At 72.5% G+C, this 19088-nt stretch carries 13 protein-coding genes; 3 read left to right on the plus strand and 10 right to left on the minus strand.

What is annotated here, in order from left to right; translation table 11 throughout:
- Positions 1 to 8: 8 nt before the first annotated feature.
- The 6 genes from IE263_RS41700 to pyrG all read right to left on the minus strand — a co-directional run bounded on the left by IE263_RS41700 (position 9) and on the right by pyrG (position 8098).
- Complete coding sequence (locus tag IE263_RS41700; protein ID WP_189943331.1) at positions 9 to 605, minus strand: hypothetical protein; 597 nt, start codon at positions 603 to 605, stop codon at positions 9 to 11.
- Positions 590 to 1726, minus strand: coding sequence for a ParA family protein (locus IE263_RS41705; RefSeq protein WP_189943332.1), 1137 nt, complete (start codon positions 1724 to 1726; stop codon positions 590 to 592). The genes IE263_RS41700 and IE263_RS41705 overlap by 16 nt, the downstream gene beginning before the upstream one ends.
- Before the next feature lie 421 nt (positions 1727 to 2147).
- Positions 2148 to 3272: an alanine dehydrogenase gene (gene ald / locus IE263_RS41710; protein WP_189943333.1), complete on the minus strand. Its 1125-nt coding sequence runs from the start codon at positions 3270 to 3272 to the stop codon at positions 2148 to 2150.
- A gap of 134 nt (positions 3273 to 3406) precedes the next feature.
- Positions 3407 to 5473, minus strand: a complete 2067-nt coding sequence (locus IE263_RS41715; protein WP_189943334.1) for a tetratricopeptide repeat protein — start codon at positions 5471 to 5473, stop codon at positions 3407 to 3409.
- Between the two features lie 192 nt (positions 5474 to 5665).
- Entirely contained in the window at positions 5666 to 6292 is a 627-nt protein-coding gene (locus tag IE263_RS41720) for an NUDIX domain-containing protein (RefSeq protein WP_189943335.1), read from the minus strand.
- A 120-nt stretch (positions 6293 to 6412) separates the two neighbouring features.
- Positions 6413 to 8098 (minus strand): CTP synthase, encoded by a 1686-nt coding sequence (gene pyrG, locus IE263_RS41725; protein ID WP_189943352.1) that lies wholly within the window; start codon positions 8096 to 8098, stop codon positions 6413 to 6415.
- 528 nt (positions 8099 to 8626) lie between these two features.
- Here pyrG and IE263_RS41730 point away from each other — a divergent pair.
- Both IE263_RS41730 and IE263_RS41735 read left to right on the plus strand, forming a co-directional pair.
- A complete protein-coding gene (locus IE263_RS41730; protein WP_189943336.1) occupies positions 8627 to 10429 on the plus strand; it encodes a glycoside hydrolase family 15 protein in 1803 nt (600 codons plus the stop codon).
- An 82-nt stretch (positions 10430 to 10511) separates the two neighbouring features.
- Entirely contained in the window at positions 10512 to 11894 is a 1383-nt protein-coding gene (locus IE263_RS41735; RefSeq protein ID WP_189943337.1) for an FAD-binding oxidoreductase, read from the plus strand.
- Positions 11895 to 11961: 67 nt separating this feature from the next.
- Here the strand turns inward: IE263_RS41735 and IE263_RS41740 are convergent, their stop codons facing one another.
- Positions 11962 to 12918: an LLM class F420-dependent oxidoreductase gene (locus IE263_RS41740; protein WP_189943338.1), complete on the minus strand. Its 957-nt coding sequence runs from the start codon at positions 12916 to 12918 to the stop codon at positions 11962 to 11964.
- 227 nt (positions 12919 to 13145) lie between these two features.
- Between IE263_RS41740 and IE263_RS41745 the strand changes: the two genes are divergently transcribed.
- On the plus strand, positions 13146 to 14789 hold the full coding sequence (locus tag IE263_RS41745) for a PucR family transcriptional regulator (RefSeq protein ID WP_189943339.1): 1644 nt from the start codon (positions 13146 to 13148) through the stop codon (positions 14787 to 14789).
- 46 nt (positions 14790 to 14835) lie between these two features.
- Here the strand turns inward: IE263_RS41745 and IE263_RS41750 are convergent, their stop codons facing one another.
- The 3 genes from IE263_RS41750 to recN form a co-directional block, all read right to left on the minus strand.
- Positions 14836 to 15957 (minus strand): glycosyltransferase family 4 protein, encoded by a 1122-nt coding sequence (locus IE263_RS41750; RefSeq protein ID WP_229911458.1) that lies wholly within the window; start codon positions 15955 to 15957, stop codon positions 14836 to 14838.
- A 214-nt stretch (positions 15958 to 16171) separates the two neighbouring features.
- On the minus strand, positions 16172 to 16954 hold the full coding sequence (locus tag IE263_RS41755) for a hypothetical protein (RefSeq protein ID WP_189943341.1): 783 nt from the start codon (positions 16952 to 16954) through the stop codon (positions 16172 to 16174).
- 353 nt (positions 16955 to 17307) lie between these two features.
- Positions 17308 to 19050 carry a DNA repair protein RecN gene (gene recN, locus IE263_RS41760; RefSeq protein ID WP_189943353.1) on the minus strand — a complete coding sequence of 581 codons (1743 nt, stop codon included), beginning with the start codon at positions 19048 to 19050 and terminating at the stop codon, positions 17308 to 17310.
- Positions 19051 to 19088 lie beyond the last annotated feature (38 nt).

Raw genomic sequence — 19088 nt, forward strand, 5'->3', positions numbered from 1 at the left:
GGCTACCGCTACCGCCCACGCAGCCGACGTACGAGGATGCTGGCGTCCCCCCGGGTCTCCAGATCGGCGAGGACGACCGCGACCGCCTCCCGGACGATCCGCCCCCGGTCGACCGCGAGCCCGTGCTCACCGCGGAGCACCAGACGCGCGTGCTCGAGGTCCATCAGCTCCTCGGCGGACACGTACACCGTGATCTTCTCGTCGTGCCGCTCCCGGCCGCTGGGCCGGCGCGTCGACGACCGCCCACGCTTGCGCGGCTGGGCAGTGGCTGCGGCACCGGCACCGGGCGCGGCAGAACCTTCCTGCGCCCCCTGACGTCGCGCGGAGCGCTCCGCGCCGGCGGCCCGGCTGCGCGACTCCCCGGCGTCGGCCTGCTCCGCGTCGGCCGCCACATGCTCGGCGCCCTCGCCGTCACCGCCCTGTGCGGGCACGGCCTGCGGCGCGTCCTCGGCGGTCGCGGCCGCCACCCCGTCGCTCTCCCCCGCGGGAGCGGGGACCCGGGCCTCGCCGTTGGCCTGGCGCCGGGGTGCGGACGGCTGCAGCGCCGTTCCCCCTGTCGTACGGAAGAGTTCGTCGGCCCCCGGCAGACTCACTCGGCGTGACACCGGGCGAGCACCTCCCTGGCGAGCTGACGGTAGGCGGCGGCGCCGACGGAGTTGGAGGCGTACGTGGTGATCGGCTCACCGGCGACCGTGGTCTCCGGGAAGCGGACCGTGCGCCCGATGACCGTGTGGTAGACGTGGTCGTCGAACGCCTCGACGACACGCGCGAGCACCTCACGGCTGTGCACGGTGCGCGAGTCGTACATGGTCGCGAGGATCCCGTCGAGCTCCAGCTCCGGGTTGAGCCGCTCCTGGACCTTCTCGATGGTCTCGGTCAGCAGCGCCACACCACGCAGGGCGAAGAACTCGCACTCCAGCGGCACGATCACCTTGTGCGCGGCCGTCAGGGCGTTGACCGTGAGCAGGCCGAGCGAGGGCTGACAGTCGATGACGATGTAGTCGTAGTCGTCCATCAGCGGCTTGAGCGCCCGCTGGAGGGTCGACTCGCGGGCGACCTCGGAGACCAGCTGGACCTCGGCGGCGGACAGGTCGATGTTGCTCGGCAGCAGGTCCATGTTGGGGACCGCCGTCTTCAGGAGCACCTCGTCGGCCGACATGCCCCGCTCCATGAGCAGGTTGTAGACCGTGAGGTCGAGCTCCATCGGGTTGACACCGAGACCGACCGACAGCGCGCCCTGCGGGTCGAAGTCCACGAGCAGCACCCGGCGTCCGTACTCCGCGAGCGCGGCACCCAGGTTGATGGTCGACGTCGTCTTGCCGACGCCGCCCTTCTGGTTGCACATCGCGATGATCGTCGCGGGACCGTGGTTCGTGAGCGGTCCCGGGATCGGGAAGTACGGCAGCGGGCGACCGGTCGGGCCGATGCGCTCGCGACGCTGGCGGGCAGCGTCGGGCGCGAGCGTGGCCGCGTACTCGGGGTCGGGCTCGTACTCGGCGTCGGGGTCGTAGAAGTGCCCGTCGGGCAGTTCGTCGTAGTCGGCGAAGTGGTTGTGGGGCGCGCCACTTCCGTCGCCGGCCATGGCGTTCACGTGATGGCCATCCATGCTCTGGTGTGCTGACAGAGCCGTCTTGGGGCTTCTCTGGCTCTGGTGGGCTGCGAAGGTTCGGACAGCGACGGAGCCGACAGCCTCGAGCCCCGTGGAGCCCTGGCCCCGCGTAGGCATTCCTGGTTGACCACCCCCGGGAGCAAATGTCGACTCATTCACAAGTCGTCTTACCTCCTTGGTGACCAGGAAACTTCTAGACAGGTCAGCGTGGCACCATGCCGACGGTTGGCGACTCTATGGCGTGTCGGCGGTCCGCAGCAACACAATCCGCCGGACCCGGCCCGATGTGTCGGCAATGAAACATCCCGCTGTCAAGGGCGTACGGCCGTCGCACGGCAGGATTCACCGGTGTGCGAATCGGTCGAAGGGTTACGTTCGAGGCGAGTTGACCGAGAGCCGCAAAGTGACCATACACACATCCGGCCGGACCTTGTCGGGCAAGGTCCGGCCGGCCGTGCGAGGTTGACGACCTCTGTTGACGAATCGCCTTTTACTCCATGATGACTTGGCGACTTACCAGGTGGGGGGCGCTGGGGGCTCAGCCGAGCAGCGAGTCGAGCTCCACGTGCTCCAGGCCGTGCGCCTCGGCGATCTCCCGGTAAACGACCTTGCCGTCATGGGTGTTGAGACCCTTGGCCAGCGCGGGGTCACGGCGCAGCGCCTCCACCCAGCCCTTGTCGGCGAGTTCGACGATGTAGGGCAGCGTCGCGTTGGTGAGCGCGTAGGTGGAGGTGTTGGGGACCGCGCCGGGCATGTTGGCGACGCAGTAGAAGACCGAGTTGTGGACCTGGAAGGTCGGCTCGGCGTGGGTGGTGGGGCGGGAGTCCTCGAAGCAGCCGCCCTGATCGATCGCGATGTCGACAAGGACACTTCCCGGCTTCATCCGGGAGACCAGCTCGTTGGTGACCAGCTTCGGGGCCTTGGCGCCCGGGATGAGAACGGCGCCGATGACGAGGTCGGCCTCGAGGCAGGCCTTCTCCAGCTCGAAGGCGTTGGAGACGACCGTCTGGATCTTCGTACCGAAGACCTTGTCGGCTTCCTTGAGCTTGTTGATGTCCTTGTCGAGCAGGGTCACGTGGAAGCCCATGCCGATGGCGATCTGCGCGGCGTTCCAGCCGGAGACGCCACCGCCGATGACCACGGCCCGGCCGGCCAGCACGCCGGGGACGCCGCCGGGCAGCACACCGCGGCCGCCGTGGGCGCGCATCAGGTGGTAGGCGCCGACCTGGGGGGCGAGCCGGCCCGCGACCTCGGACATCGGGGCGAGCAGCGGCAGTGCGCGGCTGGGCAGCTCGACCGTCTCGTAGGCGATCGCCGTGGTGCCGGACTCCAGGAGGGCGTCCGTGCACTCCTTGGAGGCGGCCAGGTGCAGGTAGGTGAAGAGCGTCTGGTCCTTGCGGAGGCGGTGGTACTCCTCGGCGATGGGCTCCTTGACCTTCAGCAGCAGGTCGGCGGCGGCCCACACCTCGTCGGCGGTCTCCAGGATCTCGGCACCGGCGGCGACGTACTCGTCGTCCGTGATCGACGAACCGACACCGGCGTTGCGTTCGACGACGACCTGGTGGCCGTGGCGCACCAGCTCGTGCACGCCGGCCGGGGTGATGGCCACCCGGAACTCGTTGTTCTTGACCTCGCGGGGGATGCCGACCTTCACGTCGATCACGGTCCTTGGCTCAGAGGGTGTGGGGCATAGCAAGGGAAACCCGGATGCAAGGGGCACACCGGGATACACCGCAGGAGAACGTGCGGCAGAGCCAGTCTAATGAAGGTGTTCCCGCTGTCTAGCCTTTCAATGCATCAATCTTCAGCGGATGTACTGCGGATTTCGCAGGCGTTAGCGTCGTGTTCCGGCTGTTCCGGCTCCGGATCACGGTCCGGGAGCTCCTCTCCCAGGATGCGCTCGGCCGCGCCCCGGTGCAGGCGGGCGGCCGCCGGGTCGCCGAGGTGGTCCAGGGTGTCGGCCAGCCGCAGCTGCAGCGCGGCCTGCAACCGCCGGTCCCCCGCGCGGCGGGCCCACTCCACCGCCTCCTGGCAGGTGTGCAGCGACTCCTCGGGCCGGCCCGCGTACTCCTGGACCCGGGCCAGCTCGCTCAACGCCCGCGCGTGTGCGGCGACATCGCCGTTTCTGCGGTGTCCGGCCGCCGCGGCCCGCCAGCCACGCTGCGCCTCGCCGTAGCGGCCCGCGTAGGTGTGCGCGGTGGCGATCCGGCCGTACAGGCGGGCGGCGTCCGCCCGCTCGTCGCGGGCGAGCCGCTGGGCGAGGGCCCGGCCGAACCAGTCGGCGGCCCGCTCGTAGTCCCCCAGCTCCAGGTGCGCACCGCCTACGGATTCCATCGCGCGGCCGGTCGCATACGGATCGTTCGCCTCGCGTCCGGCGTCCAGCGCGGCCCGGTAGCGCACCAGCGCCGCCGCCGTCCGCCCGGTCCGGGCGTCCACGTCGGCCAGGTTCAGCAGGGCGGCGGCCTTCTCGCGGGGCAGGCGCCGGCGCTCGGCCACGTCCAGCACGAGCTGGTGGACGCCGTACAGGTCGGGGGCCGCGGCCTGGGTGCCGAAGTGCGCGACCATCGCCCTGACCAGCTGGGACATCAGACGCCTGGCCAGGGTGTCCAGCTCTCCGTCGGCGACCGCGAGCCGGGCCGAGGCGAGCAGGGCGGGGCGGCGCAGGCGCAGCCAGTCGGCGGCCGCGCGCGGAGTGGGGAAGCGCAGGGCGCGGGGCAGACCCTGGAGCTTCTCGCGGGCCTGCGGGCTGTCCGTCTCGGTGATCGCCCGGCAGGACTGCAGCAGCCGGACCGTCCGCTCCAGCATGCGGGCGCGGGCCAGCTGGAGCTCGCCCGGGCGCTCGTGGGTCTCGGCGGCGGCGCGCAGCAGGGGGTGCAGGCAGCCGGGCACCTCGTACTCGGGCAGGGGCGAGTCCGCGGCCCGCAGCAGGCCGAGGGCGACGAAGTCGTCCAGGGTGGTGCGGGCGGCACCGATCGAGCAGCCGGCGAGCGCGGAGGCGGTGTGGGGGTCGACGAGCCCGGCCGGGGCGAGGGAGAGCAGTCGCAGTATCCGCGCGGCGGCCGGCGGCAGGGTGCTGTGCACGAGCCGGAACACACGGCTGAGGGGTGTCCCGTCGTCGCCCTCGGCGTGCAGTTGCTTGGCGAGGTCGGCGACGGCCGCCTTGGGGCGGGCGGCGAGCCAGCCGCCCGCGAGGATCAGCGCGGCGGGCTGGCCCTGGCAGGCCTCGACGAGGCCCTCCGCGGCGCGCGGGTCGACGGTGATGCGGACCGAGCCGGTGGAGCGGGTCAGCAGGTCGAGGGCGGACTTGGTGTCCAGACCGCCCAGCGTGCAGGGGCGCACGTCCGCGATTCCGGTGAGGGGGCCCGCGGAGACGGCGACGACCAGGCAGTCGGGGGTGTCCGGGAGCAGCGCGTCGACCTGTTCGGCGCCGGCCGCGTCGTCGAGGAGGAGCAGCGCGCGCCGCTCGGCGAGGGCCTCGCGGAGGGTGGCCGACAGATCGTCCTCGGAGGCGCCCGGTGGGATCGGCAGGTCCAGGGCGGCGAGAAGGTCGCGGGCGGCGCGCTCGACGGGCACGGGGGTGCCGTCGGGCTCGCCGAGACGGGCACGCAGCACGCCGTCGTGGTATCGGCCGGCGATCTGCCGGACGAGTTCCTCGGCGAGCGCCGTGCGCCCGGAGCCGGGCCGGCCGGCGATGAGGAGCACGCGTGCGCGTGGGGCCTTCTTCCCGGAGATGGTGTCCAGTCCCGCGCGCTCGATGTCGGCGCGCAGTTCCTTCAACTCCCGGGTGCGGCCCAGGAAATGGCCCTCTGGCGCAGCGTGTCCCGACAGCTGCACGCCGCCTGTGTCCACTGCCTGATCCGTCACGGGCCACACTCCCGTCCCACCGCACGCGCAAGCCCGCCGGGACTCCGGATCGGGCGATTCCCGAGCCTAGTTCACGCTCTGCGACGTTCCGGGAGGAGCACGGCGGTGACGTCGCCCGATCGGATCAGGCGATCGTCACACCGGTGGGGGCGTTCGCCCGGTCACGGTTTTTTCCGAGAACGACTTTCCCGATCACGCCTCGAAGGGACGCGCCGGCCACGGCGCCTGAGCCGGCCGCAGCGCGTCGAGTCCGTCGCCGTTCCTCGCGGCGACCAGGGAGAGGACACCCACCACGAGGCAGTTGTTGTGCAGCTCGCCCGCGAGCACGCCCCGGACGAGCTCGTCGACCGGCACACGCGCGTGCTCCATGTCGGCCTCCTCGTCCTCCACCGCGAAGCGCTCGCCGTCGGCCTCGGACAGATCGCGGGCCAGGAAGATCCGCACCGCCTCGTCGCAGCCACCGGGAGTCGTGTACACGTCGGTGAGGACCCGCCAGTCCTCGGCCTTGACGTGGGCCTCCTCGTACAGCTCGCGCTGGGCGGCGTGCAGCGGGTTCTCGCCGGGCACGTCGAGCAGGCCGGCCGGGATCTCCCACAGCTTCTGCCGCACGGGGTGGCGGTACTGCTTGATGAGCAGGACGCGGTCCTCCTCGTCGAGGGCGAGGACGGCCACGGACCCGGGATGGACCTGGTAGTCGCGGTGGACCACGGACCCGCCCGGCATGACCACGTCATCCGTGCGGACGGAGGTCTTGTTGCCCACGAAGGGGGTCTGTGTCGCCCGGATCTCCCACGCCTCGGGGGTGTCCTTGATCGTCATGCCCTGTCCTTCCACACGTACAAGGGTGACCGGCCGCTGCGCACACAGAGGACCGGCCGAAAGAAAACCGGGGTGCCCACCTTTGAAGGTCTGCACCCCGGCCACCGTACAACTGGTGTGTTACTTCGAATTCTTCCGCGCGCCCTCGTCCCGCTGGCGCTCGACCGCCGCCTTCACGAGGCCGGCGAACAGCGGGTGCGGACGCGTCGGGCGCGAGCGCAGCTCGGGGTGCGCCTGCGTGGCGACCAGGTAGGGGTGGACGTCACGCGGGTACTCGACATATTCGACGAGCTTGCCGTCCGGGGACGTGCCGGAGAACAGGATGCCCGCCTTCTTCTCCAGCTCCGCGCGGTAGGCGTTGTTGACCTCGTACCGGTGACGGTGCCGCTCCTCGACGTACTCCTTGTCGTCGTACACCTCGCGGACGATGGAGCCCTCGGCCAGCTTGGCCGGGTACATGCCCAGGCGCATCGTTCCGCCCATGTCGCCCTCACCGGCGACGATGTCGAGCTGCTCGGCCATGGTGGAGATGACCGGGTGGGCGGTGGCCGGGTCGAACTCGGTGGAGTTGGCGTCCGAGATGTCGGCGAGGTTGCGGGCCGCCTCGATCACGATGCACTGCAGGCCGAGGCAGAGACCGAGCAGCGGGATCTTGTTCTCACGGGCGTAGCGGATCGCGCCGACCTTGCCGAGCACACCGCGGTCGCCGAAGCCGCCCGGGATGCAGATCCCGTCGACGTCGGCGAGCTGGGCCTTGGCGCCGGCCGGGGTCTTGCAGTCGTCGGACGTGACCCATTTGATCTTCACCCGGGCCTTGTGGGCGAAGCCGCCCGCACGCAGGGCCTCGGTGACCGAGAGGTAGGCGTCGGGCAGGTCGATGTACTTGCCGACCAGGGCGAGGGTGATCTCGTGGTCGGGGTTGTGGACGCGGTCCAGCAGGTCGTCCCAGGTCGTCCAGTCCACGTCACGGAACGGCAGGTCCAGCTTGCGGACGACGTAGGCGTCCAGACCCTCGCCGTGCACGGTCTTGGGGATGTCGTAGATCGAGCGGGCGTCGGGGCAGGCGACCACCGCTGCCTCGTCGACGTCGCACATCAACGAGATCTTGCGCTTGATGGCAGTGGGGACCTCGCGGTCGCAGCGCAGCACGATCGCGTCTGGCTGAATACCGATGTTGCGCAAGGCGGCCACACTGTGCTGGGTGGGCTTGGTCTTCAGCTCACCGGAGGGGCCGATGTAGGGAAGGAGGGAGATATGGACCACAAAGACGTTGTCCCGGCCGACCTCGTGGCGGACCTGACGGACGGTCTCCAGGAACGGCAGCGACTCGATGTCGCCGACCGTGCCGCCGACCTCCGTGATCACGACGTCCACCTCGTCCGTCGCCATGCGGCGGATGCGGTGCTTGATCTCGTTGGTGATGTGCGGGATGACCTGCACGGTGTCGCCCAGGTACTCACCGCGGCGCTCCTTGGCGATCACCGTCGAGTAGACCTGACCGGTGGTGACGTTGGCGGAGCCGTCCAGATCGCGGTCGAGGAAGCGCTCGTAGTGGCCGATGTCCAGGTCGGTCTCGGCGCCGTCGTTGGTGACGAACACCTCACCGTGCTGGAACGGGTTCATCGTGCCAGGGTCGACGTTGAGGTACGGGTCCAGCTTCTGCATCACGACGCGCAGACCCCGGGCCTTGAGCAGCATGCCGAGGCTGGAGGCCGTCAGACCCTTGCCGAGAGAGGAGGCGACACCCCCGGTGACGAAGATGTGCTTGGTCGTCGTGGTGCTGTTTCGAAAAGCAGCGGGCGGCATGGCCAAGAGGGGGCTCCCGTGGTCGCGGTCTGGGGTTGCGGTGCGGCTCCCGGAGGCTTTCACCAGCGGTTTGTGCCGGAGGTTTCCGGGGGAGCCGTCGCTGCGGTTCGGGGGTTTCGAGCCCACCGGTCCACGGGCTACCAGGGTATCAGCGCCTCAGGGAGATGGCTTCCGGCCACGCTCCGCGCACGCGCCGACACGGGCATGCGCACATGCATGGTTTCTCACCCGGCGCTCACCCGTTCGGCTCACTCGCGTTGCCCGGAGCGGCACGCACATCATGTACGTGCGTCGTATCCTGCTCGGACACTCGCTGCCGAGCCCGGCCGGCCGAACACGGCACCACCCCCGTCCGTATCCACCGGAACAACGAGAGCTCGTCAGTTCGTTGAGCAAGAATTGGCGTTTTGCCAACACGGCTGAGCGACTGCTTTCCTTCAAAGCTCAACGACGTATGACAAAGACCCCTTGACCGCATTAGCGAAAGCCCCCCAGCGGGGTGACGTGGCCGTTCGACTGGAGTTGCACGTGGCCGGGCGCATCGAAGACTACGCACTCATCGGAGACATGCAGACCGCTGCCCTGGTCTGCCGTGACGGGACAGTGGACTGGCTGTGCCTGCCCCGCTTCGACTCGCACGCGATCTTCGCCGGTCTGCTGGGCAACGAGGAGCACGGCTTCTGGCGGCTCGGCCCCGCCTACGCCTCCGACCAGCAGCCGCCCACCGCGGCCCGGCGCTCCTACCGCGGCGACTCGCTGATCCTGGAGTCCGAGTGGGACACCCCGCGCGGCACGGTCCGGGTGACCGACTTCATGCCCCCGCGTGACGGCGCCCCGCAGCTGATCCGCATCGTCGAGGGCGTCTCGGGCCGTGTCCCCATGCGCTCCGCCCTGCGCATGCGCTTCTCGTACGGCCGGGTCGTGCCGTGGGTGCACAAGCACGAAGGGCGCACGGTCGCCGTCGCCGGCCCGGACTCGGTGTGGTTCGACACCGACTGCGAGACCTACGGCAAGTCGCTGACGACGTACGCCGACTTCACGGTCGCCCCCGGTGACCGCATCGCCTTCACCATTTCCTGGCAGCCCTCGCACAAGGAGCCGCCGCCGCTGCCGGAGCCGGAGCAGTCGCTGGAGGCGACGGAGGAGTTCTGGCGCGAGTGGGTCGAGCACTGTACGTACCACGGGCCCTACCGCGAGGCCGTGATCCGCTCGCTGATCACGCTGAAGGCGCTGACCTACGCCCCCACCGGCGGCATCGTGGCGGCCCCCACCACCTCCCTCCCCGAGGACATCGGCGGCGTCCGCAACTGGGACTACCGCTACACCTGGCTGCGCGACGCGGCGATCACCCTGTCCTCGCTGCTGCGCACCGGCTACCGCGAGGAGGCCCGCGCTTGGCGCGAGTGGCTGCTGCGGGCGGTCGCGGGCGACCCCGAGAACCTGCAGATCATGTACGGCATCGCGGGCGAGCGCGAGCTGGGCGAGGCCGAGCTGGACTGGCTGCCCGGCTACGAGAACTCCGCCCCGGTCCGGGTCGGCAACGGCGCCGCGCACCAGCTCCAGCTGGACGTGTACGGCGAGGTCACCGAGGCCCTGCACCTGGGCCACATGACCGGCCTGGCCCGCAACGACTACGCCTCCCTGCTCCAGCTGAAGCTGATCCGCTACCTGGAGGACCACTGGGACGAGCCGGACGAGGGCATCTGGGAGGTGCGCGGCCCGCGCCGCCACTTCGTGCACTCCAAGGTCATGGCCTGGGTCGCGGTGGACCGCACGATCAAGCTCATCGAGTCCGGTGACGCGGACGGCCCGCTGGAGAAGTGGCGCGAGCTGCGCGACGACATCCACCGGGACGTGTGCGAGAAGGGCTACGACAAGGAGCGCAACACCTTCACACAGTCCTACGGCTCGAAGGAGCTGGACGCGTCCCTGCTGCTCATCCCGCAGATGGGCTTCCTGCCCCCGGACGACAAGCGTGTGATCGGCACCATCGAGGCGATCCAGCGGGAGCTGTCCACGCCGGACGGCTTCATCCTGCGCTACCCGACGCAAGGGGATCACGAGGGCGTCGACGGCCTCCCCGGCGACGAGGGTGCCTTCCTGGCCTGCTCGTTCTGGATGGCGGACGACCTCGCGATGATCGGCCGCGTCGACGAGGCCCGCAGGCTCTTCGAGAAGCTACTGTCCCTGCGCAACGACCTCGGCCTCCTCGCCGAGGAGTGGGACCCGCGCCTGCAACGCCAGGTCGGCAACTTCCCGCAGGCCTTCAGCCACGTGCCGCTGATCGACACGGCCCTGCGGCTGACGGCGTCGGGGGCCTACGGCGGCTGAGGCCACCCTTCCCGAACAGGACCGTCGGGCCGCGCGCGCCTAGGGTGGAAGCCATCAGCCCCTGCACGAAGGGGGGCGCCCGATGGCTTCCCGATCGAAGGCGGGCGCGGCCCTTGCCGCGTTGCGCGAGGATCTCTCCGGTGATGTGTTCGCCCCGGCGGATCCGGGGTACGACGAGGCCCGGACCGTCCACAACGGCATGATCGACCGGCGTCCGGCAGTGATCGCGCAGTGCGTGGACGAGGCCGATGTCGTGCGTTCCGTGCGCTTCGCCCGGGACCTCGATCTGCACGTCGCGGTGCGCGGCGGCGGGCACAGCGTGGCGGGGATGGCGCTGAACGACAACGGACTGGTGGTCGACCTGCGCCATCTGCGCGCGGTCACGGTCGATCCCGCGGCCGAGGCGGTACGGCTCGCAGGCGGCGCCACGATGAGCGACCTGGACCGGGCCACCCAGCCGTACGGCCTCGCCACCACCGGCGGGCGGGCCTCGACCACCGGCGTGGGCGGCTTCGTCCTGGGTGGCGGCACCGGCTGGCTGGACCGCTGCTGCGGTCTCGCCGTCGACAATCTGCTCGGCGTCGAACTGGTCACCGCCGACGGCGACCGGATCCACGCCAACGCCGACGAGAACCCGGACCTGTTCTGGGCCCTGCACGGCGGCGGCGGCAACTTCGGCATCGCCACCGCGCTCACCCTCAAGCTGTACGAGCTGCCCGAGTTCTCCCTCGCGCTGGTGCTGTACCACCCCGAGCAGGGCCCCGAGGCCGTCCGGACGTTCCGTGAACTGATCAAGGTCGGCCCGGTGGAGGCGGCGGGCGGCGTCATCCATCTCACCGGCCCGCCAGAGGAGTTCGTGCCACCGCACCTGGTGGGCACACTGCTGTGCGCGGTGCTGCTGACGTACGCCGGGGCCGAGGACGACCTGCGCAAGCTCGCCGAGCCGCTGCTGGCACTGCCGCACGAGGGGGAGGTCGTCGGGACGATGCCGTACGTCCAGCTACAGCGCATGTTCGACGATCCGCCCGGCCTGCGGAACTACTGGTCGGCGGAGTACCTGACGGACGCGCCCGACGACTTCGTGGACGTCTTCTGCGCCCGCGCGGGCTCGATGCCCGTGCCGTCCCACACCCAGCATCTGCTGTTCCCGCAGGGCGGCGCGATCGCCGACGGGCCGCACGAGTTTCCCGTGCCGTACCGGGACGCGCCGTGGACGGTGCACCCCTTCGCGGTCTGGGAGGACCCGGCCGAGGACGAGCGGTGCGTCCAATGGGTGCGCGACGTCCGTGCCGACGTCCGCCCGTGGAGCACCGGCGCGGTCTACCTCAACTTCATCGGCGACGAGGGCACGGAGCGCGTGGTGGCGGGCCTGGGCGCCGAGAACACCCGCCGCCTGGCGGACCTGAAGCGGCGGTACGACCCGGACAACGTCTTCCGCTTCAACCACAACATCAAGCCGACCTGACCATCGACAGCTCCGCACCCCGCCGCATCACCGGCTCCGCGGCACGAGGGCGCCCCCCGCCCCGACGTCACCCCGGCCTGAGCGCCGTCAGCGTCCGCTCCCCCGCCGGATCGCCGGCCGTCGCCGGGACGAGGGCGATCTCGTCGAGGCCTGCCTCGGCGTAGGCGTAGATCCGGGCGCGTACGGTGCCGGCGTCGCCGACCAGGCCGACTGTGGCCGCCGCCTCGGCGGGCAGGGCGCGGACCAGGGTCGCGCGGTCGGCGCCGGAGGCGGCCAGTTCGACGGCCTCGCCGAAACCGGCCTCGACGAAGACGTCGGCGTACCCCGGCACCGTCAGGTAGCCCGCGATGCTGCCCAGCATCTGCGCGAGCGACGCGGGGTCCGGGTCGACGGCGGCCGGCAGCCAGGCGGCGAGCGTGGGCGGTGTACGGCCCGCCTTCTCGGCCGCCGTGAGCAGTTTGGCGCGCAGGTCGCGCACCTGCTGCGGGGAGACGAGGTCGAGCAGCATGCGGTCGGCGTGCGCGGCGGCCGCGGCGATCGCACGGTCCCCGAACGCGGCGACGGTGAGCGGTCCGCCGGGCGGTGGCAGGCGGCGCCGGAAGGTGCTGCCGGGCACGATCGGTTCGCCCGGCGCCCCGTGCAGCAGGTCGCGTACGGCCGCCGCCGTCTCCGTCAGGACGGTGGCGGGTCGGGTCCGCGGCCTGCCGTGCACGCCCTCGACCACCCGCTTGCTGGAGGTGCCCAGCGCCACGCCGACCGCCCGTCCGGTGACGGCCGCGACCGACGCGGCACCCCGGGCGATGGTCAGCGGGTCGCGCACCGACACCGGGACGGGACCGGCCGTCAGCGCGGCCCGCTCGGTGACCCGCGCCAGCGCGGCCGCGAGCACGAACGCATCCCAGGTCGGCCCCTCCCCCGCCCACACCTCCCGGTAGCCGAGCCGATCGGCGAGCGCCGCGACCCGCAGCGGCTCGTCGACCGGGCTGTCGTCCTCACGTGCCACAGCGACCACACTCATCTCCATGGCCCGCCGCTACCCGACCGGTGGCGCCCTAACCCGGCGCGAAATCCGCGGCGGAAGAGGAGGGCGCCCACGGCGGTGATACGGCGGGCCATCGCGTGGCGCACGGCGGGCCATCGTGGCGCGCGGGGCGACGCGACGTCGGCCGCGGCACCTCGGAGATCGCCCCGTCACCGCGCGGAGCCGCGCGGAGATGTTGCCGGAACGTCTCCGCAGGTAGCGTCCGCTGCATGGACAGCCGCACGGACCATCGATTCGACAGCCAGGCCGCCGGCATCACCGTGCAGCGCGCGCTGGAGCTGCCCGGGCTGCGCAGCGGGCTGCCGGAGGTCCTCGCGGGCGCGGACCGGCTGGGCCGCACCGTGCGCTGGGTGCACGCGGGCGAGGTCCCGAACATCGCCTCCCTGCTGAAGGGCGGCGAGCTGCTGCTGACCACGGGTTACGGCCTCGGCACCCGTCCGGCGGAACAGCGGGCGTTCGTCCGCACCCTGGCCGACCGGGGCATCGCGGCCCTGGTGATCGAACTGGGTACGCGCTTCACGCGCCTGCCCTCGGCCCTGGTGGAGACGGCACGGGCGACCGGCCTCCCGCTGGTCCAGCTGCACCGAGAGGTGCCGTTCGTGACGGTGACCGAGGAGGTCCACACCGAGATCGTCAACGGCCACTACGCCCTGCTCCAGCGGGCGGAGGAGGTGCACCGCCGCTGCACGGAGGCCCTGCTGGGCGGCGGCGGGATCCCGCAGGTGCTGGGGATCCTGGCGGACTTCAGCGGCAACCCGGTGTTCCTGGAGACGACCGACGGGCAGCTGCTGTACGCCGCCGGGGCCGGACCCGAGGGCGCGGATCCGCTCCAGGTGTGGGAAGGGCTGCGCGGCCCGCACAAGGACGCTCCGCCGCCCGCCGGTTCGGTACTGGTGGACGTGCCCGGCGGCGGACCGGGGGCGGGTTCCGTCCGCGCCCGGCTCGTCCTCCTGCCCGTGCGCGCCCCCCTCGCTCCGGTGCACCGGATCGCCGCCGAGCGGGCGGCCGGGATCCTGGCGGTGGTGCTGATGCAGGCGCGCCAGGAGGAGGAGCTGGCGGCGCGCGGCCGGGGCGACTTCCTGACCGACCTCGCCGAGGGGCGGATCGCGGCGGAGGACGCCCCCGCGCAGGCGCGCGTCCTCGGCTTCAAGCCCGGCCGCAGTCCGCTGCTGCCGGTCGTCATGCGCCTCGGCGACGCGCTGTCCCCCGGGGGAGGCTGGGCGGTGCTGGCCCGCGCGGTCGCGGAGGAGCTGGCGTCGTTGGGCGTGCCGGTCCTGCTGGGCGTACGGCCCGTGGAGGGCCGCGTGCCGCTGCTGCTGGGCCTGCGCTCGGAGTCGGAGCGGTCGGCGGTGGCGGACCGGGTGGCGGCCGCGTTGCGGGCCGGCGTGGAGCGGGCCGGGATGCAGCGGCCGGGCGCCCAGCCGCCGGTCGTGGTCGTCGGGGTCGCGGGCGGCTGGGCGGCGGCCTCGGCGGGCCTGCGGCACGCCGCGGAGACGGCGACCGCCGCCCAGGGTCTGTCGGACCGCCCGTGGTACGACGCCCGTCGTCTGGACATCGACCTGCTGTTGTGGCGGCTGCGCGACCACCCCGACCTGGCGGCCTTCGTGGACCGCGCGATCGGCCCGGTCCGCGACCACGACCGCCGCTCCAGGCCACCCCTGCTGCCCACCCTGGAGACCTACCTGGCTCACGCGGGCCGCAAGGCGGAGACGGCCCGCGAACTGCATCTCAACCGCCAGACGCTGTACAACCGCCTCGCTCGCATCGGCGAGTTGCTCGGCACCGACCTCGACGACCCGCAGACCGTACTGGCGTTGAGCCTGGCCCTGCGAGCGCGGCGGCTGGTGCCGTGAGCGGGACAACGAGGTCCGCCGCTTTCACGGAAGACGGCCCCGCCCCTCAGATCATCGGCAGGGGTTGCGTCAATTCGTCGTAGACGCTGAGGACCTGGGCGACGGTGTCGTCCTCACTCGGCCAGGTGGCGGCCTGCCGGGTGCCCGACTCCCGGAGCCGCTCGCACCGTTCGGGGTCGTCGAGGAGCCGGACGACGGCCTCGGAGAGGGCCTGTGCGTCGCCGTGCGGCACGAGTTCGGCCGCGTCGCCGACGAGTTCGCGGACTGCGCCGGCCAGGGCGGCGACCAGCGGCACGCGCGCGTGGAGGGCCTCCTGCGCCAGGACCGACCGTGACTCCTCGCCGCCGGGTAGCAGGGCGAGGTCGGCGGCGGCCAGCAGTTCGCCGACGTCGTCCCGTCGTCCGATGAGCCGGACGGGCAGCCCTTCGTCCTCGATACGGCGCTGCAGCTCCGCCCGCAGCGATCCCTCGCCCGCGATCACGAGCAGGGGCGCGGGGTCCCGTCGGCGCCACGCGCGCGCGGCGTCCAGCAGGACGTCGTAGCCGCGGTGGCGCTCCAGGGAGCCGACGGCGATCAGCAAGGGGCGGCCGATCGCGCCGAGTTCGGCCCGCATCTTGGGGCGCGGCCGGTCGGGGTCCTCCGCGGCCGGCCGGGGCCCGGAAAGCGCCACGGCGGCGAGCCGGGCGTCCCGCGCACCGGTCCGGCGCGCACGGTCCACGAGGTCGGAGGTCGTGCCGAGCACCACGGCGGCCGCCTTCGCGACCCGCCGCTCCAGCAGGCGCAGCAGATGGGCGCGCGCGCCCTCGGCGTACGCCCGGTTGTGCCAGGTGACGACGAGCGGCGTGCGCCGGCCGCTGAGCGCGAGCACGGCGCGGAAGGATGCGTGCAGCCCGTGTGCGTGGACGAGGTCGACGTCCGTGCAGGCCGCTCGCAGCGCCGCCACGGACGCGGGGTCGCTGCTGCGCGGGACGTGGACGTGTTCGGCTCCGGCACCCCTGAAGTCGTAGGTGTGATCCGCCTCGACGGGGGCGCACACCGTCACCCGCACGCCCCGTGCGACGAGCCCCGCGGCCAGGGAGCGCACATGCGCGCTGCTGCCGGCGTTGCCGCCGCCCAGCACCTGCACGGTGCGCAGCGGCGACTGGCCGTGCGGTGAGTGGCTGCTCACGTGGCCGGGGCTCCTGGTTCGGCGTCGGACGGTCACGAAGAAACGTACAGAGGGGGCCGGCGGAGGGGTGGACCGCTCGCATTCCTCCACGTACTACGCCAAGGATGCCAGCACGTACGGGTGTTCCGTGCCGCCGAGCGCCCGGGGTCCCGGCAACACGGCCCCGCACATCACCCACACGAGTGAAGGAGGTCGGGGTTCCGTTCGATTGCCGTCACATCGGCGCGTCGAGCTGCGGTCGCCCCGCCGAACGTGCCACCTCACTCACCCGCTCCCCGCAGACAGCCGCACCCACCAGGGCGACGGCGTGCGCGAGCAGGCCTGCGCGCGTGTTGCCCGCGACGACCGCCGCACCGAGCAACGCGCCCAGTGCGTGCGCCCCGGCGTCCCCCAGCATCGCGCGCTCCCCGAGATCGTCGGGCAGGACGGCCACGGCCGCCCCCGCCGACACAGCGGACAGCTCCCCGGCCGCCCCCGCCCGCAGCAGCCCCGGCGCACTCAGCGCGAGCACGGCACCGGCCGCCCTGCCGGGGCGTACGTCGACGAGGTTGACGAAGTGCGCGGCCCCGGCGATCACCACGCCCGCGAGCACCTTGTCGAGGGGGCGCTCCTTCAGCAGCGCCCCGGCCACCAGCCCGGCCGCCGAGATCCCGAACAGCTTGACCGCCCCGCTGGTGACCTCGCCCTCGCGCAGCGCCCCCAGATGCGCCCGGAACCCGCGCCGCGCATCACCGGCGCCGACGACGTCGTCGTACGCCCCACAGGCCCCGGCGGCCAGCACGGCCCCCGCGACGGCGGGCCGCACACGGGCCGCTCCCACCGCGCCCGCGACCACTGCGGCGGGCCCGGCATACAACTCCACGGTCCGCCCGGCGAAGTTCGTCCGCTCCCAACGCTCCCGCCCACCCGGCGCCGCCTTGCGCAGGACGGCCACTCCCGCCCACGTCAGCCCGGCCCCGACGGCGAACGCGACGCTCCTGCCCCTTCTCGTGATCATGAGCCCACCCTAGGCAGACCGAAGACCGGCACCGACCACATGGCTCCGTGGGAAGGCCGAGGGGACGGGACCGGCCACGCGGGCCCCTGAGAAAGCCGAGGGACGAACCGCCCCCACGGGCCCCGCGGCCTCCGTGCGCCCCCAGCCCACCCCGCGCAACCCCGAGCCACACCGCGCGTCCCCGCCGCTCCAGGCCACCGGCACCCAATCGCCGCGAAGGCCCCGCCCAGCGATGCGGACCCCGACCCGAGAAGGAAGGCCGAAGGGGGACCGGCCAAGTGGGGCCCCGGGAAAGCCGAGGGGCGGGAGCGACCCCGAGGGTCTCGTCCCGCCCCGCACGCGCCGGCGGTGCCCTACGCGTCCGCGCGTGCCGTGGCCAGCAGTTCCTCCGCATGTGCCCGAGCCGTCTCCGAGTCCTCCTGGCCGGCGAGCATCCGGGACAGCTCCCGGATGCGCTCCTCGCCTTCGAGGACCTTCACGCCGGACCGGGTCACCGACCCGTCGTTCGTCTTCTCGACCAGCAACTGCCGGTCGGCGAAGGCGGCGACCTGCGGGAGGTGCGTGACCACGACGACCTGCGCGGTCTTCGCGAGCCGCGCCAGCCGCCGTCCGATCTCGACCGCGGCCTTGCCGCCCACACCCGCGTCGACCTCGTCGAAGAGATACGTCGGCACGGGATCCGTCCCCGCGAACACGACCTCGACGGCCAGCATCACGCGCGAGAGCTCACCGCCGGACGCGCCCTTGGCGATCGGCCGGGGCGGTGCGCCCGGGTGCGGGGCGAGCAGCAGTTCGACCTCGTCGACGCCGGACGGCCCGTAAGCGACCGTGCGTCCGCCGACCTCCACGCCGTCGGGGTCCTCGGTCTGCCGGATCTCGAACGACACGCGCGCGTGCGGCATCGCCAGCGAGGCGAGCTCGGCGGTCACCGCGGCCGCGAACCGCTCGGCGGCCTCCGTTCGCGCGTCCGTCAACGCCTGTGCGAGCCCGCCCAGTTCGGTCCGCAGCGCGTCCCGCTCGGCGGTCAGCTCGTCGATCCGCTCGTCGTCACCGTCCAGTTCGGTCAGCCGCGCGGCACCCCGCTCGGCCCACGCGAGCACCGCGTCGACGTCCTCGCCGTACTTCCGCGTCAGCGCGGTGAGCGCGGCCCGCCGCTCCTCGACGGCCGCCAGCCGCAGCGGATCGGCGTCGAGGTCGTCGGCGTACCCCGCGAGCTCCCCCGCCACATCACCGAGCAGGATCCCGATCTCCCCGATCCGGTCGGCGAGCGCGGCCAGCGCCGGATCGTGCGACCGCACGGCCTCCAGGGCCCGCTGAGCGCCCGCGACGAGCGTGGCGGCGTCGATGCCCTCGGGGTCCTCGGGATTGCCCGCCAGAGCGGCGTGAGCGGCCGTGGCGGCCGAGGACAGCGCCTCCGCGTGCCCGAGCCGCTCCGCCTCCTCCGCGAGCTCCACGTCCTCCCCGGCGCGCGGCTCCACGCCCGCGATCTCCTCGAGCCCGTAGCGCAGCATGTCGGCCTCCTGGGCCCGCTCACGCGCGCGCGTGGTGATCTCGTCGAGCTCGACGGACACGGCCCGCAGCCGCCGGTACGCCTCCGTGTACTTGGCGAGCGGCACGGCGACGGCGTCCCCGGCGTACCGGTCGAGCGCCTGCCGCTGCCGGGACAGCTTCAGCAGCCCCTGCTGGTCGGTCTGCCCGTGCACGGCCACCAGCTCGTCGGCGAGGTCGGCCAGCACGCCCACCGGCACGCTCCGCCCCCCGACATGCGCCCGCGACCGCCCCTCGGCGGAAACGGTACGGCTGATCAGCAGCGCCCCGTCGTCGAGCTCGGCCCCGGCCTCCTCGGCCCGGACGACCACCGAGGCGTCCGCGGGCACGGCGATCCGTCCCTCCACGACCGCCCGGCCGGCGCCGATCCGCACGAGCGCGGGATCGGCGCGCCCGCCCAACAGCAGCCCGAGGCTGGTGACCACCATGGTCTTGCCCGCGCCCGTCTCACCCGTGACTGCGGTGAATCCGGGCGACAGCTCGACGACCGCGTCGTCGATGACTCCGAGCGACCGTATCCGCATCTCCTCCAACACGGACATGACCATACGAGGTCCGGCCACCCGAGTGCGAGGCACCCTGTCAC

Origin of the sequence: Streptomyces aurantiogriseus (assembly GCF_014649375.1) — a bacterium.
GTDB lineage: Bacteria > Actinomycetota > Actinomycetes > Streptomycetales > Streptomycetaceae > Streptomyces > Streptomyces aurantiogriseus.